Source organism: Cupriavidus sp. 96C5-1, assembly GCF_057798855.1.
In genome coordinates this window covers 303930-327619 of sequence record NZ_JBYOJU010000001.1, presented here as the reverse complement: position 1 = coordinate 327619, position 23690 = coordinate 303930, and the positions used below count along the sequence as shown (strand labels likewise).

Sequence of the window (23690 nt, the reverse complement as noted above, 5' to 3'; positions counted from 1 at the left end):
GTCAGCATACGTCCGCCTAGCGAGCTAGCATGGTGGTGGGAAGTGCGCGTTACGCGCCCCAGAAAATCCTGCCACCTCAACAAGTAACGCTTTCTTCACTCAACATCTCCGCGTGTATCGGGTCGCAGCCGAGAATGCGAAGAATCTATATGCTAGAAGCCGCAACGCTCTGGCCAGGGAGTTGAAGACGTCGATTGCAATAAATGTAACGAGTGATTACGCATCAGCTCATTCTCTCCGTCATTCCTGTATGGAAATAGCGGCCGGATTCGGTCTGGCCGCCTGAGCGACCATCCCTTAACACATTGTGAAGCAGTTCGATTTTTTGCCGCCGACAACATTCGAACGTAGAATCGCTAGTTCTCGTGTCGGCGATGCCGGCCTCTTCAGCGGAGAACCCGGCATTGACTGGTAGAGAAATTTCAGATGGCTACGTTGTTTGGCTAACCGGTTTATCTGGGGCTGGCAAATCTACGATTGCGGTTGCGCTACGGGATTTCCTGCGCACACGAAGCGTAGCCGCTGTCGTACTGGATGGTGATGACCTGCGAACCGGTTTGAACGCCGACCTCGGATATAGCGCCGAAGACAGGACTGAAAATCTGCGCCGGGTGGCGCATGTCGCAGACCTGTTCCGCAGACAAGGCTTCGTCGCAATAGTCGCCACGATTTCGCCAGAGCAACGACATCGAGACAAGGCTCGCGAAATCGCGGGCCGGGATTTCATTGAGGTCTTTATCGACGCGCCACTCCACGTTTGTGAATCGCGGGACCCCAAAGGCCTCTATGAAGGTGCCCGTGCGGGCAAGATCAAGAACTTCACTGGCATTGCTGCTCCTTACGAGATACCAGCCAATCCAGATATTTCGATTAATACAAAGACGTTCAGCATCAAAAAATGTACGGAAGATATATTTAACTTCCTAGCCGGAAGAATCTCTTGTCATTCGCCATGTTGACCGAGTCGCCATGATAATTGCAAAGCAACCGCATTTACCGAGCAACGTCAATATAGCCACACGCCTTGTTTATAGCTGCCAGAAATGACAAACGAAGAAAAATTCCCTCCTCCCATTTTTATTCACTCACTATACAGATCTGGCAGCACATATCTGTTCAATGCCTTCCGTCGGTCCGGTGACGCTTATTTTTGCTACCAGGAGCCGGAACATGAATTCCTGATCAACCTCAATACAAATCCGGACGCATTGCTTGGCATTGATGAAGAAATGTCAATCAGCCTTCGCCACCCAATACTGACGAAGCCATATTTTTGGGAATTCCACCAAATACGTGATAGCCTGAACGGCCTTTTTAATAAGACGTTCAGTTTCGATGATTTCTTCTGCTCACCATCCAATGTATTATCGAGAGAGCAAAGTGATTATTTTGGCGCCTTGATCGAGCATGCCAAAGGGCAGACCGTGCTCCAGTTCTGTCGAAGCGCCGGCAGAATCTGGGCATTAAGAGAGAGATTTGGAGGCGTGCACCTTCATCTCTGGCGAGAGCCACGTAATCAGTGGTGGTCATTTAAAATCAATGATTTCTTCGACTCGGCTATTCTACTGATCTACAATGCAAAGAATATCCCCCCAGCGCTGAGGGAAATCCGCGATCGATGTGGAATTCAGGAGTTCCATGCCTCTACCGTCGAAGAGGAATTATCATTTTTCCGGCGGCGCCCCATTTCCGCGGTTGAAAATTACCTTGCATTCTTCGGATTGTGGCTATATTCGTATATCGAAGCTGAACGCCATGCTGATATATCGATAAATATTGAGCACTTAAGCTCCGATGAAGACTATCGAACTCGGATTGTCGGCGAACTCCAAGCGCGGAAAATAACGGGCATCAATTTCTCCGATGCCGATATTCCTCATGCATTTTTTACCAAACAGGAAATCGAGTTTTATCACAACATCGAGCAACTGGCGCTGCATATCTTTCAGTACCACGGCTACCCGAGAGAGACTCTTGATCAAGCAATAGCGGCGAAGGACGCACTTTCCGTCCTGGCGACCACATCCATTCGGGCAAATAAAGCACCGGATGATTCCATCAGGGCAAGGAAAACTGCCCTGCGCCTTCTTGATCAGTCTGCGGAAGCGTCGTCGCGGGCCATCGCTTCGGCCGCAATGGCTAAGCAAATTGAAAGCGAATCTCAACTCGCTAACGCTGAATTAGCCGCCGCGCAACGGCTTGCCGACGAGCGGGCAGCCAGTGTACTTATCGCAGAACAACAAAACGCTAGCCTCCTGGAGCAACTGGATCGCACGCAAGCCGAACTGGCCGGCGCTCGGGAAATTACCCGAGAGTACCAAGCCAGCATTGTCCTCGCAAACCAGGAAAGGGACGGACTGCACGAGCAGGTGGGCAAACTGCAGATCGAATTGACGGCTGTCCGAAACCTTGCCGCAGAACACCATGCCAGCGTAGTTCTCGCAGAACAGGACAAGTGCGGCCTGCGCGAGCAGATACGCCTCTTGCAAGAACGGCTGGAGACTACCCAAATTATCGCCGACGAGCACCTTGCCAACCTAGTCGCCGGGGAGCGAGACAAGTCCGAACTGCGCGTGCAATTACGGCTTGCGGAAGGCCGGCTGGCGACAACACAGGAAACTGCCGATGAGCGACAGGCTAGCATCCTCGCTGCTGAACATGACAAGCTGATTCTGCAAGAAAAGTTGGACAGCAGCCACCGCGAGTGCATCGCCAGCAGGGAACTGGTCGAGAAGCAGCACACCGCCGCCCTGGCCGCTGAACAGCGCCTGGCTGCTCTCGCGCAACAGATCGAGAATATCTATGATAGTCGGTCTTGGCGTCTCACTTCGCCCCTACGCGCGGCATCTGGTCTGCTTTCCAAGGTCCTGCCACGGAAACGCGGCCCTCGAAAATGAGCTCCGTACAGCGCTCAAAAATCCACGGCATAGCTATTGCCGGAGGCAAGGGACCTCTGTCCGAGGGCCCGCCTTCAAAAGCAAAAGCTTTCATCGGCGGTTCAGGCAGAGGGATAAGCGCACACCTTGCTTACTGGACGCGACCGTAGTGATCTTCGAACCGAACAATATCATCTTCGCCGAGATATGTGCCGGACTGCACTTCGATCAATTCGAGTGGAATCTTCCCGGGATTCTCCAACCGGTGGGTCACCCCGAGCGGGATGTACGTGGATTGGTTTTCCGACAGCAACAACACTTGGTCACCGTTAAAAACCTTGGCCGTGCCGCGCACTACGATCCAGTGCTCGGCACGATGATGGTGCATCTGCAGGCTGAGCGAGGAACCCGGATTGACTATGATGCGTTTGACTTGGAAGCGATCGCCTTGGTCAATACCTTCATAGGAGCCCCATGGTCGGAACACCTTCCGATGTGTCACAGACTCATGCCGGCCGGAGCGGTTCAACTGCTCGACGATCTTCTTCACGTCCTGCGTCTTATCGCGATGAGAGATCAGAATCGCGTCAGCCGTCTCCACAATAACGAGATCCTTCACACCTACAGCCGCAACCATTCGATGCTCGGCACGCACATAGGTATTGCTGACATCCTCGGTGAGCACATCGCCAAAGAGCGCATTGCCACTCGCGTCCGCATTGGCAATATCTGCAAGCGCCGTCCACGAACCGATATCGTCCCATCCCATACCGGCCGCCGTGACAAGCGCAGCACGTGCAGTCTTTTCCATCACGGCGTAGTCAATCGATACGTTGGGGCAAGCACTGAACGCCTCATTGTCGAGCCGCACGAAATCAATTTCGCGCTTGCTCGCTGCTAGCGCCAGTTCCGCCTGCTTCAGGATGTCGGGCTCATGGCTACGCAATTCTTCCAGGTACGTCGAGGCCTTCAGCATGAACATCCCGCTGTTCCAATAGTAGCCGCCCTCTTCCATGAAGCGCGCGGCAGTGGCTGCATCTGGCTTCTCGACGAAACGTTCGACCGCGTAGGCGCCGTCTTCCTCCACTAGGGCCTGACCGCTGCGGATATACCCGAAGCCGGTGTGTGGCGCGGTCGGCTCGATGCCGAAGGTGACCAGGTAGTTGTCCTGAGCGATAGCAGCCGCGATACCGGCCAGCTTGCCAAATATTGCGTTGTCCAGAATTACATGATCGGAAGGCAGTACCAACAGCGTTGCATCGGCTGCATCCCGCAACGCGAGCAGCGCAGCTACGGCAACTGCCGGCGCCGTATTGCGCCCAACAGGCTCGAGTACGATGGACGACGGCTGCACGTCGATGCTACGCAATTGCTCAGCCACCAGGAAGCGCTGTTCGGTATTAGTAATAACAATGGGCGCGGCAACATTGCTGACACCCTGCAAGCGCAACGCGGTCTGCTGCACCAGCGTGTGTTCGCCTGTGAGCTTCAGGTACTGCTTCGGGTAGCCGCCGCGCGACAAGGGCCAAAGACGGGTGCCGCTGCCACCGCACAGGATGACTGGATAGATACTCATGCCAACTCCAACATTGGACTACAAATAACTCAATCAACCGCCGTGCATCAACGCACGGCGCATTTCTTTGTATTGCTACCACTCACAGTTCGCCACCTCATCTAGCAGGCGGCAAACCGCGCTGTCGCCAAAGCCAGACACCGTACCGAGCCACGTTTCGGCTCCAGCGCCAGGCTTTGCGGAACGCGCGTCCACGGTCCGTCGCGATAGGCTTGAGAGGTCGGCCCGCCATTAAACCTAGCCGATGCACCACCGCCTCGGGCGTCGTAAACATCCGGGTATGCCAGTCCCAGTAGACCGGGTAGCGCAGCAATGCGCCCGCCACCAGCATGTTCATTGTCAACGTGCGCTCACGCCATGGTAAAGCGAGCGCGTCCTCGGTCAGGCCCCAGCCCGCATAGAACGGCAGGCCGTAGGTGAATACGCGTTTGCCGCGCAGCATCGCATCGAAACCAGCGAGCGACGACAACACGTGGACCTCGTCTACTCGATCCACGAGCGAAATCAGGTCGGCATCGACATCGACAACGTCGGCCAATTCGCGGGCCTGCGTCAACCCTGGTCGATTTCCGGAAAGCACATCCGGATGAGGCTTGTACACGATAAAGCCATCAGGGTTGCGCTTGCGCACCTCTTCAAGCAACGCCTCCGCCGTAGCCAATGCGCCGGTCCCAAAACGAATGGATGCGTCATTGGCCACCTGACCTGGCACGAGAATCACGGTCCTGCCCGGAGGTGCTTGCCAGCTTGGCTCGCATCGCCCGAGGTTGTACTTGGTCACGCCCAAACGAGAAATCAACGTGCGCAATGCTGACGCACGCGCCAACTCATCCGAATCGAATGTAGCTTGGTTCAGGATATGCGTGAGCTCGTTCGGGCTGCGTGCGTCGAAATATAGGCCCTGTCGGTCTAGCACCTGGCTGCATGGCGCATTCATGTCCGAACCCAGGCCGTTGGAATGGAAAAAGCCATCTTCCATGCGCAGCATCGGGGACCACGCCGGGATTCCCTCGGTACTCTTCCCACCCCATAGCGCAATACGATCGCCAGGTTCGACTTTCCTTGGCGAATCCAGCCAGCTCAGCGCGCCACCACCTGCCGTCAGGAATGGCGTGGCAAAATGCCGCTTCCACAGTTGAAAGCGCACGCCCACCACTCGTGTGCAATCCGCGTAGCGCGCGCGCACCGCGCGCTGCAATTCTATACTGTCCAGCACCTTCGCCAGCGTGCCCGCACCATGCGTCTCAGGGTCCAGATAGTGCGACAGGCGAAAATAGACCGCGTCAAACAATGCGGCAAGTGTAGGCCGGCTACGCCGATCCGGCATCGGCAGCGCATCGGCTGTCAGTCCCCAACCCGCGTAGAAAGGCATCCCGAATACATGCACCGGTACTCCCGCCAGCAACGCTTGCATACCCTCGGGAGCGCTGACGGTATAGAGATGATCGACATGGCCCAGCGCCGCCAGGAAACTGAATCCACGGGCAACTCGTTGGATCCCGGGCGGAAGTCCCCGAAGCCCCGACAAGCTGCCTCGCTTGCCGTTCGACGTCGGCCAGATCCAGAGCTTGGCTCCGGGATGGTCAGCTATAGCAGCAGCAACCATCCGTTCGAAGGCAGCAGAATCGCTACCGGTGCCGGCGCATTGATCCACCAGCAAGACGCAAGGCTTGCCTTGCGACGCCGCCAGTTGGGGTGGACAGGACGGCATCGCATCGCGAACGAAATCCGCCCGGCAAGCAACTACCCGCGCCATCAAACTCGGCAGTTCGGACGATGTGCCAAGTTCTGCCTCGCTCGTATTAGCCAGCGTCTCGGCCACTGCATGCGCCAGCATTGCATCCGCGTCGCCTGAGCCCGAGAGCGCAAACCAAGACAGCATCGGCACCCCATACCCGCACAAAGACCAAATGGGCCCGGGGAGCAAAGCCGGAGCGGAGCGACGGCCTAGGCGCATCAAACCAAGCGTAGCCCGGCCCGCCCAGTGTCCAGCCCACACGCCATTCTTCGAGTCCGTGAACGAAGTCAGCGAGCGCCAGCCATGCGTCACGCGGCGCAGACTGAGCACACCCTGCGGCGATGGGGCCGCCACCGCGCCCACACAAGCCATCTACGCCAACTCCTCAATAAATTGGTCCACCACTTCGAAATGTTCCCGCCACGTCGGCTCTCGGAAATCTTCAATACGTTGCAATTGCGACGCACGCGCCTCGCTCCCAGTCGCGACATACTCCATAATCCGAGTTATCCAGCCGGGGCCGTCCAGCGGATCGAGATAGTCTGGAATCTCCCCTGCAATTTCACGGAACACAGGCAGATCGCTGGCAATCACTGGCACTCGGAGCGCAAGTGCCTCGGCGAGCGGCATTCCATAGCCCTCGACGAAGGAAGGGAAAAGCAAAGCTTGCGCATGATGAAGATAGCTGTACAAACGTTCATCCGAGCAATTGCCCTCCTCAATCACCTTGCCGCGTAAGCGCGCACAGCGCTCGAGCATATCCACCACGTTCTCGCACTCCCATCCGCGCCGGCCGATTACCACAAGTACCGGCGCCCCCTCACCATAAATCTCCACCAATCGACGCCAAACATGTAGTACAAACCAATGATTCTTGCGAGGCTCGATGGTGCCAAGCATCACGAAGTAAGGCCGCGGCACAGGCCGCTCACCGAGCATCCCCACAGGCACGGCCGAGGCAAGGCGGGCAACCACGGTCTTGGGCACAGCCCAGCCAGCCCGTCGAGATTCAACGGCAAGAGAATCCAAGGTGGACTGGGAATTGGCGATGATTCCCGCAGCATGAGCAAGTGCCACACTCATCCTTTTATGATGCGTTTCAAACACGCCAGGCCGACAATATTCAGAATGCGTGAGCGGAATCAAATCGTGCACCATAAATACAACACGAATATCACGCTTTGTCATCGCCTTGAAATAGCGGTCGAACTCCATTCCGGAGTGACTGGTGTGCAGGAGCACCCCTGACCCAACGGGTTTGCCTCGCAGGGCGCCGAGAATAGCACGCGCCATTAGGGCTTGCGCACCCCTCGAATGGGTGAAGTTCTGCTCAAGCAGCATCTCAAAAGCACGGGCGGATTGGCCTTCCGACATCACGACGTGGAAGCCACGCTCGCTCAGCACGGCGCGCGCCCGGTGTGCGTAGTGCCTGATGTAGGCTAGGCCGACGCGGTCCACACCGGTCGGCAGTGTCCGCTTGGCCAGCCGATCCAGGAGACGCGTAACGTCCAGATATATCGGGATCACTGTCTTGTAATTGCGCGAGGGATCGCGCGAACCGGAGTCTGTGGCGCGAATTGTGCCTCGATTGTGAAAAATTGTGCCTGATTGTGAAAATATACCAACGATTTAACGAACGCGATTGTTGGCTATCCGCATATTCTAGCCATGAACATGCCATAATTGCAAAAATTCGCTTAGCCCGAGAGAATCACCTCAGAATGCGCAGCCTTTCCGCCTTGATGTTGGCCGTGTCGACCATCAGCACAGCCAGCCTTACCGCCTGTTCCCTAGTCCCCTCATCCGGCCCGACCCAATCCCAGGTTCAGAGTTCCGTGGATGCTTCTGCGATGGCGGGCATCCAAATCATCGACGTAACGGAAGAGGTTGCGCAGCGCCTGTTGGCGGAACGACAGCCTAGCGACTTCGCCAAGTCCTTTGGCAATGGCGCGCATTTCCAGCAGCAACTGGGCGTGGGCGACGCGCTGGAGGTATCGGTGTGGGAGGCTCCGCCAGCGACATTGTTCGGCGCGCAGGCCGTAGACCCACGGATAGCACCGACGAATGCCCGCGTAACAGTCCTGCCCGAGCAGACTATCAGCGGGGATGGCTATATCAACATCCCGTTTGCCGGGCAGATCAAGAGTGCCGGCCGCACGCCGTCGGAACTCGAGCGAGATATTACCGCCGCCCTGAAGGGCAAGGCAAATCAGCCCCAGGTAATGGTCCGCCTGTCCAGGAATGCCACCTCGTACGTGACCGTGGTAGGTGACGTCAACGCCAGCACCCGGATGCCGCTCAGCGCCCGCGGCGAACGCTTGCTCGACGCCATTGCCACGGCTGGCGGCGTCAAGCAGCCCATCGACAAGATAACCATCCAGATCACGCGGGGTACAAAGGTCCACGCGTTGCCGCTCCAATTGATCATTCGTGATCCCCAGCAGAACGTAACGCTGCGCGCCGGCGACGTCGTTACCGCGCTGTTCCAGCCACTGAGCTTCACCGCGTTGGGGGCCACCGGCAAGAACCAGGAGGTCAACTTCGAAGCTCAGGGCATTACGCTTGCCCAGGCGATGGCCCGCGCTGGTGGACTAGACGATTCCCGCGCGGACGCGAAAGGCGTGTTCATCTTCCGCTTTGAGGACGCCAACGCGCTGTCCTGGCCCCGTCAACCGGTTCGCACAACCCAGAACGGCAAGGTCCCGGTGGTATACCGAATCAACCTGAAGGATCCGGGAAGTTTCTTCGTTGCGCAAACATTTGCAATGGACAACAAAGATCTGCTGTACGTTTCCAATGCCCCCATCGCGGAGCTGCAAAAGTTCCTGAACGTTGTGTTCTCGGTCGCCTACCCTGTCGTGACGACGGTAAACACGTTCAAGTAAAATCATTATCTGCGACCTTGTAGCTGGTCCCTGCCCCTTCCGCAAGGAAGGGGCAGGGACCAGCCTGCCGCGTCAGCTTGAGTTTCGAGAAAATCTGGCGACTCAGGGCTTCCTGCACGCTACAGTGCCACAGCACCGTCCGATACCATGCCACAGACCACAAGCAAGAAGCACGCTCCGAAAACCCTCCCGACCAACCTTGCCGCCGATCAGGCTTCGCCCGCCAACGTGCACTCGGGTGGAAGCGCCGGTGGAGCCGCCTTGGCAAGATCAGGCGGTTTGCCACAGTTTCGCCCTGAGATTGCGATCGATCAGATCCAGCAACGGCTCCGGCAGCGCGTAGCGCTCAAGTCAGGAAGGGCCATCGCGTCTGCACCGGACATGGCTAATCTGGTGGCCTCTCCAAAGTCCGGCCAGCGGATTCCCAGCGATGCCGTCGAGAAGCTGATGGGGCTGACGAATGAAGAGTTTGTTGAGCGGTCCTTCACGTTGACGCTCGGTCGTGCGCCGGACCACCGCGGCTTCTATCACTACATGCGTCAACTCGATGAATCCAGGGCGCGCCTCGATATACTTACCGAGCTGGCTCGCTCGGACGAGGCAACGGCACGGCCCGGGCAAGGGAATGCCGCTAACGACGCATCTCCCTCTGAGGTCATCCTTGCGCAGATCGCACGATTCGCGATTGTGGAACATGCCGCGACGGCAAGCGAAGCGAAGCGCGATACGGTCGCGAGCAGGACGGAAGGAAAAGAGAGGGCGAGCGCCGCAACGGAGTCAGGTTCACAAAATGGCACGAACGCGGCCCTGGCTGCTGCTCTTGCACATGCCCTGGCGAAACGCCGCGATAAGGCAAGCGGCGCCAGAGTCCCGCTGTCGACGAGGCCGGCCACACTCGCGCCGCGGGAATCCGCTCGAACCACGTTCAGCATGGATGCCGCGGAACGTCGCCAGCAGTACTATGTTGAAGAGTTGCTAAACGGCAGCGACGAGACCTTCATTGCCAACGCTTATACCGAATTGCTGCGCCGCGCCCCAGACACGCAAGGTCTGAACTTCTACCTAAACCTTCTCCGGTCAGGCACAACCCGTGTTGCCGTTCTCGCTTCCATCGTGAAATCGGAAGAGGCACGACACCACGGAACACATGTGCTGGGCATGGATTACCCGCTCGCACTGGCAAAGGCCGGCAAACTGCCAGTGCTTGGTATGGCAGCGAAGCTGCTTTACAAGACCTCCTATGGGAAGAAGGGGTCCAGGTACGGCCACATCAAGGGTCTAATGCGCAGCCACGACGAGAGTTTCGTCGAGGAAGCCTACCGCACCTTGCTCGGACGGCCTCCAGATGCCACTGGCCGGCGCCACTATTTGCAACTGTTGCGGCGGGGTGTCGATCGCGCCCAGTTAGCTTGGGACATCCGCAACTCGCAGGAAGGCCGACGGCTGGCGGTCCGTGTTAGGGGCCTACGGCGCGCCTATGCATTATCTAAAACGGCTGATGTACCACTGCTCGGTGGCTGCATTGATCTCTTGGCGCGATTGGCCTCACCACGCCGCGACCGACAGAGGCACCGCATTCAGGAAAACTATCTCTGGCGGACAGCCTACACGCTCAGCCGATTCATTGTGGCTTCCGAGCAGAATGCCGAGCAGATGACCCAAGTGACGCGGGAAACGCAATCGGCCGTCGATGCCATTGTTGAAGCGCTGTCGGGCGACACGACGGCCGGTCAACGGGGGCGAAAGAGTAGCAACCGGGACCAGTAGAGGCCCATTGGTATCGCTGTCGAATCGATTTATCTCGGTAAAGGTTTCCTGCCTTTCCACTTGCTAGACCTGATGAACTCACAAATCTACCTCGTTACGCCCTGGTATGGCACGTTCGCCGGCGGCGGAGAATCCACTTTTCGCGCGCTCGCGCGCAAGTTTCTATCCTGTGGCTACTCCGTTACGGTGCTGACGACGACCAGCAAGTCCCCCTATCTGAACTGGCAGAGCGATACACATCCCGCCGGCGAGTACGAAGTCGATGGCGTAAGGACGCTCCGCTTCGATGTCGACCAGAAACCACAGGATGACTTTCACTTGGCTGTACGCCGTCGACTGGACGGGCACGAGGTCGAGCCTCATCTTCAGGAAGCCTTCTTCACCCTCGGCATAAACTCGTCGCCGCTGATCGGCTACGTTGGCAAGCTTCCGGCCTCCGCGACTGTGCTGGCTGGACACTATTTCCAAGCACTGATGCCCAGCGTTACCAATGCGTTGCCGGGGCGCATCTCGGTGTTGCCTGCGTTCCATGACGAGCCGGAGTTCTATTGGCAGCCCATCACTTCAGTCACCCGGAATGCCCGCCATATTCTCTATCTTTCGGATGAAGAGAAGCGCTTGGCCATTCAGGCACATGGCGCCAAGGGTGGTCGCGCAGTGGTCGAAGGTCCGGTGGTCGGTCTCGGCGTCGAACTCCCTCCTGCCCTTGTGGATGAACGCATGCTCGCCGAGTCGGCCGCAGCCGCCGCCAAACGATATAACCTGCCGGAACGCTATTTCCTGTATATCGGGCGCATCGAGGAAGGCAAGGGCCTTTCCTATTTGCTGCCCTGGTTCAAGCAATGGTGTCAAGAACGCAGGGATGCGGGTCTCGAGACAGTTCCACTTGTGCTCATAGGTATGGGAAATATGGAGATCGTTCCCAGCACGCCGGACTTCATCGCGACAGGCTATGTATCCGTTGAGGAAAAATTCTCGATTGCGGCAGGCGCAGTAGCATTGATCAATCCGTCCGTCATGGAGAGCTTCTCTTATGTCGTGATGGAATCATGGTTGGTTGGCCGTCCAGTGCTGGTCCCTGCCCAATGTGCGGTGACCCGCGGACACTGCGAGCGCTCCAACGGCGGACGCTGGTTCGCGGACCAGCAGGCTTTCATGGACGAACTCGATGAACTGAGTCACGGTACCGTAGCGGACACGCTCGGCAAGAATGGCAAGGCCTTTGTGAATGCAAACTATCAATGGCCAACTGTGATGAACCGTTTCCTGCACGCACTGGAACTCGCATGAAAGTCCTGATTGATGGCCAAACGCTAGGAACCCCGGAAATGTCGCGGGGCATTGGCCAAGTATTCCGTCGCCTGATCGAAGGCATGGTGGTTAGCGAGATCGGTATCGACTGGCATATCGCCGTGCGCGATCCAGCATGGCTGGAGCACTTCTCTCCGCAGGTAGCGAGCGCTCTTCGGCCTGTACTTCTGCCAGAACTGTCGGCAAGCGGGCCTCAAAAGGAGTGGTGCCGGGCTTATGGGCGGCAACTCCAGCAGATAGTGGATCGCGAGAGATATGATCTGTACTGGAACCCCAATCCGCTGATGATCAACGTGCATTACCCCCTGGGCTTGCGCCGAGTAGCAATCGCCAGCACGTTGCACGATCTGATCCCTGCAGTGTTTCCCGAGAAATACTTCGGCGAATGGCGTGCAGAAATTGTGGACGACTATCGGGAGCGCCTCGATGAGATTGCCAAGCATGCCCATACCCTACTTTGCGTGTCCGAACATAGTGCCTCGGATTTCCGCCGTTTGTATCCTGATGCAGCCGTACGTCTCCAGACCGCGAGCCTGGGCGCCGACTTCTCCAGGATGTGGCCCGAATCCGCCGGGGTGCAACTGGTAGCACAACCCTATATCCTGTACGTCGGCGGCTTCGATCCTCGGAAGAACATGGAAGGTGCGGTTCGGGCGTTCGCGAGGTTCGCTCACTCCCTGCAAGAAAGCAAGGAGGCTAGCCCCACGCTTCGCCTGGTTTGCAGCCTCAGTGACGATGACCGGCAACGCCTGATGGCCTATGCCGACAGCTTTGGCGTCTCCGATCTGGTCGAGCTTACCGGCTACGTCGGCGATGACGAGCTTGGGCAGCTCTTCCGTGGTGCATCGATCTTCTTCTTCCCGTCGCTTTATGAGGGCTTCGGCCTGCCCGTGCTCGACGCTCTTGCCTCGGGAATTCCTGTGGTTGCCAGCAACATCTCCTCGATTCCGGAAGTCTGCCAGGGTCACGCCTATTTCTGCTCGCCGGATGACGACGCTGCTATGGCGACGGAACTCGAGGCCGCATGGAGGGCACGCGCCGCCCGGCCCGGTCCCTGGTTGGAAAATGTTGCGCACGCGCGCGAATTCAACTGGGCGAAGTCATGCAGCCGTTACCTCGACATCTTCCGGGGAATTGGTCGCGCGCCGGGAAGTGACGCATCCGCGAGCAACCGACTCCGCATCGCCTATCTGTCCCCCTGGCTTCCCCAGAAGAACGGCATTGCCGACTATAGCTACGCTCTGGTTAAGGAAATGTCCCGTAAAGCCGATATTACAGTCTATACGCCATGCAAGGATCCAACCCCCCTGGCAGGCGTCACAATCCGGCACGTTGACGACTATCCGACTCAACACGGAGATTTCGATCGCGCCATCTACCATATTGGAAATGGGCTGGATCATATTGACATTTACCGACATGCATGGAATGTACCGGGCGTCGTGGTCATTCACGACTACAACGTGCACCCGTTCACCCAGCATGGGTACTTATTCAAAGGCGAGCGCGACTTCTACCGCGAGATCCTCTCTTGCTACGGCGAGGAGGGACGGAGGGCCTGGGATGAAGTGGACGCTGGCGGCTATGCGGATATCTGGAAATTCCCAATGACCGAGCCACTCGTCGCACGCAGCACGGCTGCCGTGGTGCACTCCCGTTGGGTGGCCGGCCGTCTGAACCAGCATGGTACGCCTGTTTATGCCTCCCATCACGGTACGGCATCCCGGCCCATGATCAGCGAGACGGAACGCCTTACCGCCCTGGCCGACCTGGGCCTCGAGCCCAGCCGCCAATATATCGGTGTCTTCGGCTTCATCAACAAGAACAAGCGCGTCGATATCACGATGTCGGCGGTGGCAGAACTCCAAAAGGAGGGTTATCCCGTTTCGCTGCTGCTGGTCGGGGAAGCCAACGATGCTGAAGTGAAACTGGAAGAATGGCGGAAGGAACTGGGATTAGCGCCAGAAACGGTACTTCACACATCCTTTGTCAGTTATGAAGATTTTCTGCGGTACATGGCAGCAACGGACGTCATTGTGAACCTGCGCTACCCGACCATGGGCGAATCGTCAGGTTCGCTGTTCAATGCCTTTGCCGTTGGAAAACCTTGTATCGTTTCAAATCTCAACCAGTTTGCTGAGATCCCCGACTCGGTTGCATGGAAATGTGATCTTGACGAACTAGAGATCCCGCAACTTAGGGAATATCTGCGCTACCTCCTCGAAAACCCTGAGGCAAGGGCACAGATGGCGCTGAACGCTTATAATTTTGTCAACGAGTTCGCTTCGACGACGCGGGCCGCTGATACCTATTTAACTGCAGCGACAGTCGGCATCAATTAGATAATTCCTACCTCTCAGGATTCTGACAGACTGGCGATGACATTTGGATGGTACGGTTGACCCATTTTCAATACAGAACAGATATCAAACGTCCATTTCATGCCTGCCACTCACCACTTTAACGATCGGAGCCTCGTAACAATACTCTATCGTCAACTACTGAATCGCGCGCCCGATCCTGAAGGACTCGAATATCACGAGAGGTTGCTCGAGCAAAGTACAGCACCGGACGACGTGGAGCGCATCGTGCAAGGCATGCTTCGCTCCAATGAAGCATCCGGCAACTTGGTGCGCAAACTCTACTTGCCCTCGAAAGGTCTGCCGATCCCTACGGATGTGGAACTAATCAGCCTCGGGACACATTGTTTCAGCAGCTTCTTCCTAAAAAACTTTGGATTAAAGAGATCTTCGGGTCCATTTGATTGGCTGTTTACATCCCCACGAATGATTGCTCATTGCCTGGAGGATGACTTCTCGCTTTTCCTAGATCAGCGCCAGTACGAGCCGGTTCCGCCTCACAGAAAAAGAGACCAGGGAAACGTAAACAAAGTAGATCATCGTCACTACCGGGATAACTACGGAATTGACTTTGTCTTTAACCATCACAATGTACATTTACCCGAAGATTACGGGTATATCTCGCGATGCGTTGAACGTTTTCGTAAGACTGCTCGAGATGAGAAGCCCAAGATCTACCTGCTTGTTCGGAGTCATTCCGACAAGACAGAGGAGGATTTTTCCATGATATCCCAGGCTATTAATACTTATGCCAAAAATGGAAGGCTTATCTACGTCGCCGTCAGCGATACGCCAAAGGACGGCGTCAGACACATCTCACCTGAGATTAAAAAGACCACCTCATTCAGACAGCATCAATTGTTCACGCTGACCCCGACATCCGAATGGCAGGCACTAAATTTTGCTGATCCGATTGACGAATTTGCCATCATCAACTTGTTGCTCGCAGAAAGCCACCTCATGAGCATCTGAGTATAGTCATATCCGACCACCGGTAAGGTGGTCGGGCGCTAGGCCGCCAATGCGAGGCGTTGTACTTCTAGCTTTCCCCTTCGACCCTTTTACTTACATCCTTCACCAACAGCAAACCTAGCAGCAACAGGATTGCATCAGATGCAACCATGTATTCGATACTATAGTGAGGCGTCACCGCACTGCCAAAGTAGCCAGCCCGAAGCATCTCGGTCCCGTGAACCATCGGCAAATATAGAACATATTTCTGGGCAGAGACCGGAAGCCAGGCAACCATGAACGCCGCACCCGATAATGGGAAAAGCAGATATGCGACCGTATGCCACAGTCTCTCCATCATCTCGCTACGCTCGCTGATCGCTCCGATAATCAGCCCCATCGACGCGCCCAGTATGCAGAAAAAAATCCACGAAACAATCATCAGCGAAATATCTTCAGGTGCCTTCATCAGTCCAATGACAATGAATAGCGCTGAAAGCAAGACCATGGAAATGGTGGCCCCTGCGACCTCCACAATGATGCGTGACCAAAAGAAATCCTGCACCCGTACGTTACGATGAAACAATAGCGAACGATTTGGCGTCACGGCTAGAGCACACCTCGACGCGCAATTTCGCCATATTAATACAGTCGAATATCCCGTGATTGCAAACTCTGTGATCGGCAGGTTGGATCCGTGATTTGCACCAGCCGCAACCCATAGTGCCGTGACACCCAGCGTGAATAGCATGGGCTCAAGAAATACCCACAGAAAGCCTATATTGTGGCGGCCATAGCGAGTTAGTATTTCCCGCATAACGAGCGCACCGATCACTCTGAATTGGACGTTAAGTGAGCGCAGAAATGGAGTGTCATGCATGATTTTCGGCCCTACCAATTTCTTCAGTCGCAGTCATCTTTTCAAGCCATCGTGATAAAAGGAAAAAGCTTCGTCCATTTCGGTGAACATATGAAGCTTCCCATCGACCAAGACAGCAGCGGTATCGCAATTATCCCTGACATAAGCAGCGTCGTGGCTAACAATAATCAGCGCGCGATCCTTACGCCTCACAAACAGTTCCTCATGGCACTTATCATGGAATCTGCTATCCCCCACCGCAACGATCTCGTCGATCAGAAAGCAGTCGAACTCGATTGCCATCGAGATAGCAAACGCCAGGCGTGCGCGCATGCCAGCGGAGTATGATTTGACAGGCTCACGCAGGTAATAGCCAAGCTCAGAAAATTCTTGCACAAAGGGCTCGGCCTTCTTGGCATCTGCGCCATAGACGCGACAGATAAAGCGGAGGTTGTCCATTCCAGTTAGGCTTCCCTGGAAGGCCCCCCCGAATGCCAGCGGCCACGACACGCTCATGTCGCGCGCTATACGTCCAGATGACGGTAGCTCCGCGCCACTGATCATCCGAATCATGGTCGATTTGCCGGCGCCGTTCCTGCCTAGGATGCCGATCTTCTCGCCGCGGGCGACGGTCAGATCGATCTTGTCAAGAACACGCTTCCGTCCTTGCCGCGTGTGATAATCCTTCGAAACCTGTGACAGGTTAATCATGTTGAGGCCTTCCGTCGATTCGGCATACTACAGGTACCGCTGCAAAACGATCTGCTACGTCTGCGCCAGGATGCTGCTGACGCATTTAGTCGTGATGCTCGCGGACCCCTGCCACCAACAGACTTAGTACTCCCCAGATAATCATGCCAAGAGCAAATGTCTCGAAGATCCCTTTCAGCCTCTTCGGTTCGATAGCGACATCTGGAGCGTTTGGCTCGACAAAACGCTCCAGATAAAGCTGCTTTCTTTGCGCCTCGGCCCTGGCGGTTTCCAGCGCCGCCATTGCGGATGCCAATTGCTTGTCCGCGAATTGAGCATCGAGCTGCAGCCGCGCATATTGTGCGGCCTTGTCTGATAAGGAGCCCGTGCCGCCAGTAACGCCGCCGGTAGCCTCCTTGATCTGATTTTCCAACGCCGTCATGGTCGTTTTCAGCGCGGGAATTTGCGGATTCTGCGGCGCTATCGACTGCAATTGAGCAAGCTGTGTCTGTGCGTTGAACAACTGGGTCTGGAGGGTTGCCACCTGTTGCAGTTGCAAGGCAGACTGGCGATCCGGATCGAAGACTGTGTTTGTCTTCCGGTATGTAGCCAGTACAACGGCGGCGTCCTTGGCCTTCTTCGTTGCCATTTCAACCTCCCCGCGAGCAAACTGCACCATGTCCCTTGCCGCGCGTTCATTCATCCGGTTGATCAGCCGTTCGCTGAGCTCCAGCAAAGTGCCGTTGATCTTGGTTGCATCGCTGGAAGAAAAACCTCGTACCTCGAGCGTGGCAATCGATGAAACCGGGTCAAACTTCACGGACACGATGCGCCGGCTATAGTATTTCCACAACGACTCGAAGCTATCATCGAAGTGGCGGAGAAAACGACTGAATACATCGCCCTGCGTGCTGTAGGCATTCAAGACAAAATTATTCCGGTTCAACTCCTTCAACGCATCGCGCGACTCGATATAGTCGATGACGGAATATGTATCGTCCTGCGCCCTGCTGAATCCGGTACTTTGCAATAGCGCCCCCAACGAGCTGCTCTGCATTTGCCGCTGAGGGGTCCGTATGACAAATCGGGATTCCGAAACGTAGATATCCGAGGCAATGGCACCGAAGTAGACCGTAGCCACCACGGTAGGGATCACTACGGTCGCGAGGAATAGCCGGTTGACACCTTTCAGGCGTTGAAGGAGGCCCAAACCGCGCCGCGCCGCATCCTGCGTCGCTTCCTTCTGCAATACGTTTTCCAAAGTGCGTTCCAAATCTGAGAGATGCCGGAGCCTGAACGATAGCAATCCGGGCCGGGAAAGCTGCTACCCGTTTCACTCATTGGGAAACGCGGCGGCCGCCTGAACATGTGGGCGCCGATATCGTCAGACGATCCACCTCAAAAAGTACTAATTATAGCGGGCCCGCCTGGGGAGTGGGGGGCGGCTTGACGGTTTCGCAACATAACGGGAGATCTCGCTCTTTCGGACGGTACCAGGGCGGCGCCATCTGCGATATCCTCCCGTTCGCTGCAACTGGATCAGCTAGTCTCGCGACCGAAGTGACGCGACACTACAGGTTCCCCCCCGCTAAGACGCGAAGGCACTATCATCGTGAGCTTCACGCGGAGCCGCCGCCATCACGAGCACTAGACCCGAGAATGGCTCAAGTAAGCTAGGTTTCTGGCCGAAATCAGCCTGCACTCACAAATCACTAGCCTAGGGCCAGGCTCGAAGCATACGGACGACATGTACGAACGCAGCAAGATGCAACCCCACCCACTGATGGTGACGGTGGACGCCATCAATCACCCGCTGACCGGAATCGGCCGTTACACCTGGGAAATTGCGAATCGCGCAGCGACCCTGGAAAGCGTTGGGCCTGTCCGATATTTTTGTCGCGGCGAACTCATCAATGACCTGGAACGTCTACGCGCGCGGCCCAACTCTGGGCGCAAGCCCTGGTGGCTAAAGAAAATCCATTCCGCAAGGAACTGGATTACCGGCAATGACCCGCGCAAACACCGCGACGGAGTATTTCACAGCACAAATTTCTTTCTTCCCGACTTTATCGAAGGCGGCGTAGTGACGGTTCACGATTTATCCGTCTTGCGACATCCGGAGACCCACCCGGCAGACCGCATCAAGAGCTTCGAGAAGAATTTCCAGGAATCGATGCGGCGGACCGCGCATGTCATCACTGTGTCCCAGCACGCGCGACAGGAATTGATCTCGCACCTCGACCTGCCGGCGTCCTCGATCACGGCGATTCATCTTGGTGTCGACGAATGTTACCGCCCGATGCGCTGGGACAATGAAGCGATATTTCCAGGTACCGCCTATGGCTTGGCGCCAAATGGCTACACGCTTTGCGTTTCGACGCTGGAACCGAGGAAGAATATCGACAAATTGTTGCATGCATATGACGCATTGCCGAACGCGCTGCGGCAGGCTCACCCGCTCGTGCTCATCGGCGCGAAGGGATGGCTTTATACGAAGCTCGAAGCAGAAATAGCCAAACGGATGCCCCAGGGCTGGCTGCGAGTTCTGGGATACGTGCCAGAGTCCGATCTCCCCAGCCTGTATGCGGGCGCGACGTTATTCGTGTATCCGTCGATGTATGAGGGATTCGGATTGCCGGTTGCGGAAGCGATGGCATCCGGAGTACCGGTAATCACTTCCAACCGCTCCAGCCTGCCAGAAGTCGCAGGCGGTGCTGCCGCCATCATCGATCCCGATGACATCAGCAGCCTTACCGACGCGCTTGCCAGAGGCCTGGAAGACAACACATGGAGGGAAGACGCTGTTGCTCGCGGCCTCGAAGTGTCTTCCAGATATAAATGGGAAAGGTGCGTAGCAGCCACTGGCGACGTCTACCGGCATGTTCATTCGAATCGCTGACGATTGAAGGCAACGGTAGTGCGCTCATCGTTATATATGCAAGGATGCGATTTACCACGCCTTCTCGACGGAAGGAGTAACTTGTCAAAGCATTACCGTATAATCTTGGCACGTCATTCTCACAACATCTGAAGAAAATACCAAAAATGCCCTTACATAGTATTCGCACCTCAGGTATGCTCCAGCTAGTTGGCTGGAGTTCCTGCTCGCGAGCACAAAGGGCCTGTGAACGTTCCGCACCCCCCCACTCTGCCGCCCGACCTTCATGCTTCGCTCTTTCCTTGCCCTACAGGGCACGGCATCGCCCTTCTTCAGCAAGCTCGCCGAAGCCTTAAACGAGCAAGGCCACCGGTTGGAACGCATCAATTTCTGCGGAGGTGATGTCGCCTATACCGGGCCCGAGACCGCCTATAACTATGCAGATCCATTTAGCGCGCTGCCCGAACGGTATGCGGAGATGCTTGGTTCGGGGAGTTTCACCGACGTTCTTCTTTTTGGTGACTGCCGCGAAACTCATCAGCCGGTGTTTGCCGCCGCTGAGCGGCACGGAGTTCGCGTGCACGCTTTTGAAGAAGGCTACGTCCGCCCCCACTGGCTCACCCTCGAACAGCATGGCGTTAACGGCCGCTCCCGCCTCCCTCGCGATCCCGACTGGTATCTCGGCCACCGCAGCGTGACGCCCCCCAGCCATCCCGGCCTAAGCACGGGCTATAACCTGTATGAGCGCGCCTTTCACGATATCCGCTATCGCGCCGCCAATGTAGTGCACGCCAGACAATTCCCGCACTACCGCAGCCACCGCCCGCACAACGGCTTGCGCGAATATGCCGGCCTGGCCAGTCGCCTGCTGCTGCGGCGTCAGCATAAGGCCGAGGCGGACAAGGTAACCGAGCGCCTTCTGGGCTCGAAACAGCCGTACTACATGTTTCCGCTGCAACTAAATTCGGACTCCCAGATTCAGGTCCATTCCCCATTCGAGGGCGTGCGGCAGGCCATCGAACTGGTGATGACGTCGTTCGCGAACCACGCGCCGGGCGACGCCAAGCTGGTGATCAAGAACCACCCGCTAGACACCGGCCTGATCGACTACCGGAAATATTCCCGCAACCTCGCACAAACACTGGGCATGGCGGACCGCTTTGATTTCGTCGACGCGGGCCACCTGCCCACCCTGCTCGACCATGCCCGAGGCGTGGTGGTGGTCAACAGCACGGTGGGGCTATCGGCCCTGCACCATCGCCGCCCGTTGATGACCCTGGGCACGGCCATCTATGACATGGCCGGCATGACCTGGCAGGGCGGGCTGGATAATTTCTGGCGCGAGGCCGAAGGTCCGGACATGGACTTGTACCAGGCTTTTCTGGATTATCTGCTGCACCACACGCAGGTCAACGGGGACTTTTATACCCGGACTGGCATCGCAATGGCCACCGCTGGCGTGGTGAAGCGCCTGGAGGCTGCCGCGCATGGCTAACGCCGCGCCTCGCCATATCGTCATCACGGGTGCCAGCGCGGGCATCGGCCTCGCCGTGGCGCTCGCTTATGCCGGCCCGGGCGTCACGCTAGGCCTGGTTGGCCGCAACGCGTCCCGGCTTGCCGGCTGCGTCGAGCAGTGTCGCTCGGCAGGGGCCACCGTGGCAAGCGCTGAGCTGGATGTGCGCGATGCCGCTGCCATGGCGCAATGGCTGCATGAATTCGACGACAACCACCCCATCGACCTGCTGATCGCCAACGCCGGCGTGGCCAGCACCCTGTCGTCGGCGCGCGATTGGGAGGACCTGGCCCGCACGCGCGAGGTCTTCGACACAAATTTTTACGGTGCGATGCACACCGTTTTGCCTATCATAGGGCGCATGCGCGCACGCCGGCACGGCCAGGTGGCCTTGATCAGTTCCCTTGCGGCCATCCGCGGCATGGCTATTTCCCCGGCTTATTGCGCCAGCAAGTCCGCGATCAAGGCGTACGGGGAATCGGTTCGCCCGCTGCTGGCGCGCGACGGGGTCGATCTGTCGCTGGTGTTCCCGGGCTTTGTGAAGACCGCGATGAGCGATGTCTTTCCGGGCGACAAGCCGTTCCTGTGGTCGGCGGACAAGGCGGCGCGCCATATCCGTGCAAAGCTGGCTGCGAACAAGGCGGAGATTGCTTTCCCCGGCTTGCTGGCCTTTGGCATGGGCTTGCTTCCGCTGCTGCCGGCGCGCCTTGCGGATTCGATCCTGGACCGACTTTCTTATCTACCGAGGGAGGAGCACTAGCCCGGCATGCCGCCTTTGCTCCTGTTCCTTATAGCGCTTGCCGCTTCCTTCCTGCCGGACGCTATCGCCCTGCCCCGGCCGCGCGCGCCGTGGCGGCGCTCGGCCGGGGCGCTGGCCATCCATGCCCTGGCATCGGCGGTGACGTTCACGCTGATGCTGGCGGTCTCGGCTCGCCCGGCATTTGCCGCACTCGTGGCATTCGCGCTGGCCGCGTTGATGGCAATTGTCAACAATGCTAAATATGCGTCCTTGCGGGAGCCTTTCGTTTTCACCGACCTGAGCCTGTTCGGCCAGTTGTTCCGCCACCCTCGCCTGTACCTGCCCTTCCTCAGCGTGGTCCAGGTGCTGGCCATCGCCGTCGGGGCGGCGCTGTTCGCAGGAGCATTCCTTGCCTGCGAGCGGCTTCCGGCCGTACCGTATGAAACGCTGGCGGCCTGCGGGGGCGGCGCGCTGGTCGTTGCCGTCCTGCTCGCCGCGCGCTTGCCGCTTACCCTTGCGCCGGGCGAGGACCAGCTGCGCCATGGCTTTATCACGGTGTTCGTGGCCTATCTGCTGAACGGCTTGCGGCCCCGCACCGCGCACGGCCTGCGGGCCGCGTTGATGGCCGGGCCGTTCTCGCGGACCGCGGCGCCGGCCGTGCGGCCGGACGTGATCGTGATCCAGAGCGAGTCGTTCTTCGATGCCCGCCGCCTGGGTTCGGCGGTGAACCCGGCGATCCTGGCAAACTTCGACGCTGCCCGCCGCGCCGCTTGCCAGCACGGCGAGCTGCGGGTGCCGGCGTGGGGCGCCAATACCATGCGCACGGAGTTCGCCCTGCTGTCCGGCCTGCCCGAGGCGGCGCTGGGCTATGCGCGCTTTTACCCCTATGCCTTTATCCGCCGTCCCTGCGCCTCGCTGGCGGGCTGGTTCCGGCGCGCCGCCTACCGCACGTTGGCGATTCACCCGTATTTCGCGGATTTCTTTGGACGCGAGCGGGTGTTCCCGCTGATGCATTTCGAGCGGTTCCTGGATATCCGGCATTTCGCGGCGGCGCCACGCGCCGGGCCTTATGTGGCGGATGCCGCCGTGGCGGACGCGATCATCGATGAACTGGAATCCGCCGGCGACGAGCCGGCTTTCGTCATGGCAATGACGATGGAAAACCACGGCCCGCTCCACCTCGAGCGGGTGGAGGCCGGCGAAAGCGCCCGCTACCACACGCTGGGCGACGGCGCGCCGTGGGACGACCTGACCGCTTATCTGCGCCACCTGGCCAATGCCGACGCCATGATCGGCCGGCTGACGGATTACCTGGCGAAACGCCAACGCAAAGCCATCCTTTGTTTCTATGGCGACCACGTGCCTGCCCTGCCGCATGTATTCGGCAAGCTGGGCGGCATGCAAACCCGCAGCGATTACTTTATCTGGCGCAATGACGGTTGCCCGGCATCGCTGCACAAGGATATGGATGTCGCCGATCTGGGGCGGGATTTACTCGATACGATCGGGCAGCCGGTGCATGCCGGCATGCCTGGATGAAGAACAAA

The 23690-nt window shown here is 57.6% G+C and carries 17 protein-coding genes; 11 read left to right on the top strand and 6 right to left on the bottom strand.

Annotation, left to right across the window (positions count from 1 at the left end; all coding sequences use genetic code 11):
- Window positions 1-404 precede the first annotated feature (404 nt).
- Together cysC and AC3FOF_RS01465 are read left to right on the top strand one after the other, a co-directional pair.
- On the top strand, window positions 405-959 hold the full coding sequence (cysC, locus tag AC3FOF_RS01470; protein ID WP_488725596.1) for an adenylyl-sulfate kinase: 555 nt from the start codon (window positions 405-407) through the stop codon (window positions 957-959).
- 84 nt (window positions 960-1043) lie between these two features.
- Window positions 1044-2897, top strand: coding sequence for a hypothetical protein (locus AC3FOF_RS01465; RefSeq protein ID WP_488725595.1), 1854 nt, complete (start codon window positions 1044-1046; stop codon window positions 2895-2897).
- 130 nt (window positions 2898-3027) lie between these two features.
- Here AC3FOF_RS01465 and AC3FOF_RS01460 read toward each other — a convergent pair whose 3' ends face one another.
- From AC3FOF_RS01460 to AC3FOF_RS01450, 3 genes are all read right to left on the bottom strand, one after another.
- On the bottom strand, window positions 3028-4452 hold the full coding sequence (locus AC3FOF_RS01460; protein ID WP_488725594.1) for a mannose-1-phosphate guanylyltransferase/mannose-6-phosphate isomerase: 1425 nt from the start codon (window positions 4450-4452) through the stop codon (window positions 3028-3030).
- Between the two features lie 97 nt (window positions 4453-4549).
- Entirely contained in the window at window positions 4550-6289 is a 1740-nt protein-coding gene (locus AC3FOF_RS01455) for a capsule polysaccharide biogenesis protein (protein ID WP_488725593.1), read from the bottom strand.
- A 273-nt stretch (window positions 6290-6562) separates the two neighbouring features.
- Window positions 6563-7717 carry a glycosyltransferase family 4 protein gene (locus AC3FOF_RS01450; protein ID WP_488725592.1) on the bottom strand — a complete coding sequence of 385 codons (1155 nt, stop codon included), beginning with the start codon at window positions 7715-7717 and terminating at the stop codon, window positions 6563-6565.
- 194 nt (window positions 7718-7911) lie between these two features.
- Between AC3FOF_RS01450 and AC3FOF_RS01445 the strand changes: the two genes are divergently transcribed.
- The 5 genes from AC3FOF_RS01445 to AC3FOF_RS01425 all read left to right on the top strand — a co-directional run bounded on the left by AC3FOF_RS01445 (window position 7912) and on the right by AC3FOF_RS01425 (window position 15485).
- Window positions 7912-9075, top strand: a complete 1164-nt coding sequence (locus AC3FOF_RS01445) for a polysaccharide biosynthesis/export family protein (RefSeq protein ID WP_488725591.1) — start codon at window positions 7912-7914, stop codon at window positions 9073-9075.
- Between the two features lie 147 nt (window positions 9076-9222).
- Complete coding sequence (locus AC3FOF_RS01440) at window positions 9223-10842, top strand: DUF4214 domain-containing protein (protein ID WP_488725590.1); 1620 nt, start codon at window positions 9223-9225, stop codon at window positions 10840-10842.
- Between the two features lie 72 nt (window positions 10843-10914).
- The gene (locus AC3FOF_RS01435) at window positions 10915-12132 is read left to right on the top strand and encodes a glycosyltransferase family 4 protein (RefSeq protein ID WP_488725589.1); all 1218 of its coding nucleotides are present in this window, start codon (window positions 10915-10917) and stop codon (window positions 12130-12132) included.
- On the top strand, window positions 12129-14495 hold the full coding sequence (locus AC3FOF_RS01430; protein ID WP_488725588.1) for a glycosyltransferase: 2367 nt from the start codon (window positions 12129-12131) through the stop codon (window positions 14493-14495). Before AC3FOF_RS01435 ends, AC3FOF_RS01430 begins: the two co-directional genes overlap by 4 nt.
- 99 nt (window positions 14496-14594) lie before the next feature.
- Entirely contained in the window at window positions 14595-15485 is an 891-nt protein-coding gene (locus AC3FOF_RS01425) for a DUF1796 family putative cysteine peptidase (protein WP_488725587.1), read from the top strand.
- A gap of 67 nt (window positions 15486-15552) precedes the next feature.
- Here the strand turns inward: AC3FOF_RS01425 and AC3FOF_RS01420 are convergent, their stop codons facing one another.
- From AC3FOF_RS01420 to AC3FOF_RS01410, 3 genes are all read right to left on the bottom strand, one after another.
- Window positions 15553-16344 carry an ABC transporter permease gene (locus AC3FOF_RS01420; protein ID WP_488725586.1) on the bottom strand — a complete coding sequence of 264 codons (792 nt, stop codon included), beginning with the start codon at window positions 16342-16344 and terminating at the stop codon, window positions 15553-15555.
- Between the two features lie 33 nt (window positions 16345-16377).
- The gene (locus tag AC3FOF_RS01415; RefSeq protein WP_488725585.1) at window positions 16378-17034 is read right to left on the bottom strand and encodes an ABC transporter ATP-binding protein; all 657 of its coding nucleotides are present in this window, start codon (window positions 17032-17034) and stop codon (window positions 16378-16380) included.
- Between the two features lie 85 nt (window positions 17035-17119).
- On the bottom strand, window positions 17120-18274 hold the full coding sequence (locus tag AC3FOF_RS01410; protein ID WP_488725584.1) for a KpsE/RkpR family capsule polysaccharide export protein: 1155 nt from the start codon (window positions 18272-18274) through the stop codon (window positions 17120-17122).
- 486 nt (window positions 18275-18760) lie between these two features.
- Between AC3FOF_RS01410 and AC3FOF_RS01405 the strand changes: the two genes are divergently transcribed.
- The 4 genes from AC3FOF_RS01405 to AC3FOF_RS01390 all read left to right on the top strand — a co-directional run bounded on the left by AC3FOF_RS01405 (window position 18761) and on the right by AC3FOF_RS01390 (window position 23682).
- Window positions 18761-19912, top strand: coding sequence for a glycosyltransferase family 4 protein (locus AC3FOF_RS01405; RefSeq protein WP_488725583.1), 1152 nt, complete (start codon window positions 18761-18763; stop codon window positions 19910-19912).
- 265 nt (window positions 19913-20177) lie between these two features.
- Window positions 20178-21386 carry a capsule polysaccharide biogenesis protein gene (locus AC3FOF_RS01400; RefSeq protein WP_488725582.1) on the top strand — a complete coding sequence of 403 codons (1209 nt, stop codon included), beginning with the start codon at window positions 20178-20180 and terminating at the stop codon, window positions 21384-21386.
- Entirely contained in the window at window positions 21379-22164 is a 786-nt protein-coding gene (locus AC3FOF_RS01395) for an SDR family NAD(P)-dependent oxidoreductase (RefSeq protein WP_488725581.1), read from the top strand. Before AC3FOF_RS01400 ends, AC3FOF_RS01395 begins: the two co-directional genes overlap by 8 nt.
- A 6-nt stretch (window positions 22165-22170) precedes the next feature.
- Window positions 22171-23682 (top strand): LTA synthase family protein, encoded by a 1512-nt coding sequence (locus AC3FOF_RS01390; RefSeq protein ID WP_488725580.1) that lies wholly within the window; start codon window positions 22171-22173, stop codon window positions 23680-23682.
- The last annotated feature ends 8 nt before the right edge of the window (window positions 23683-23690 follow it).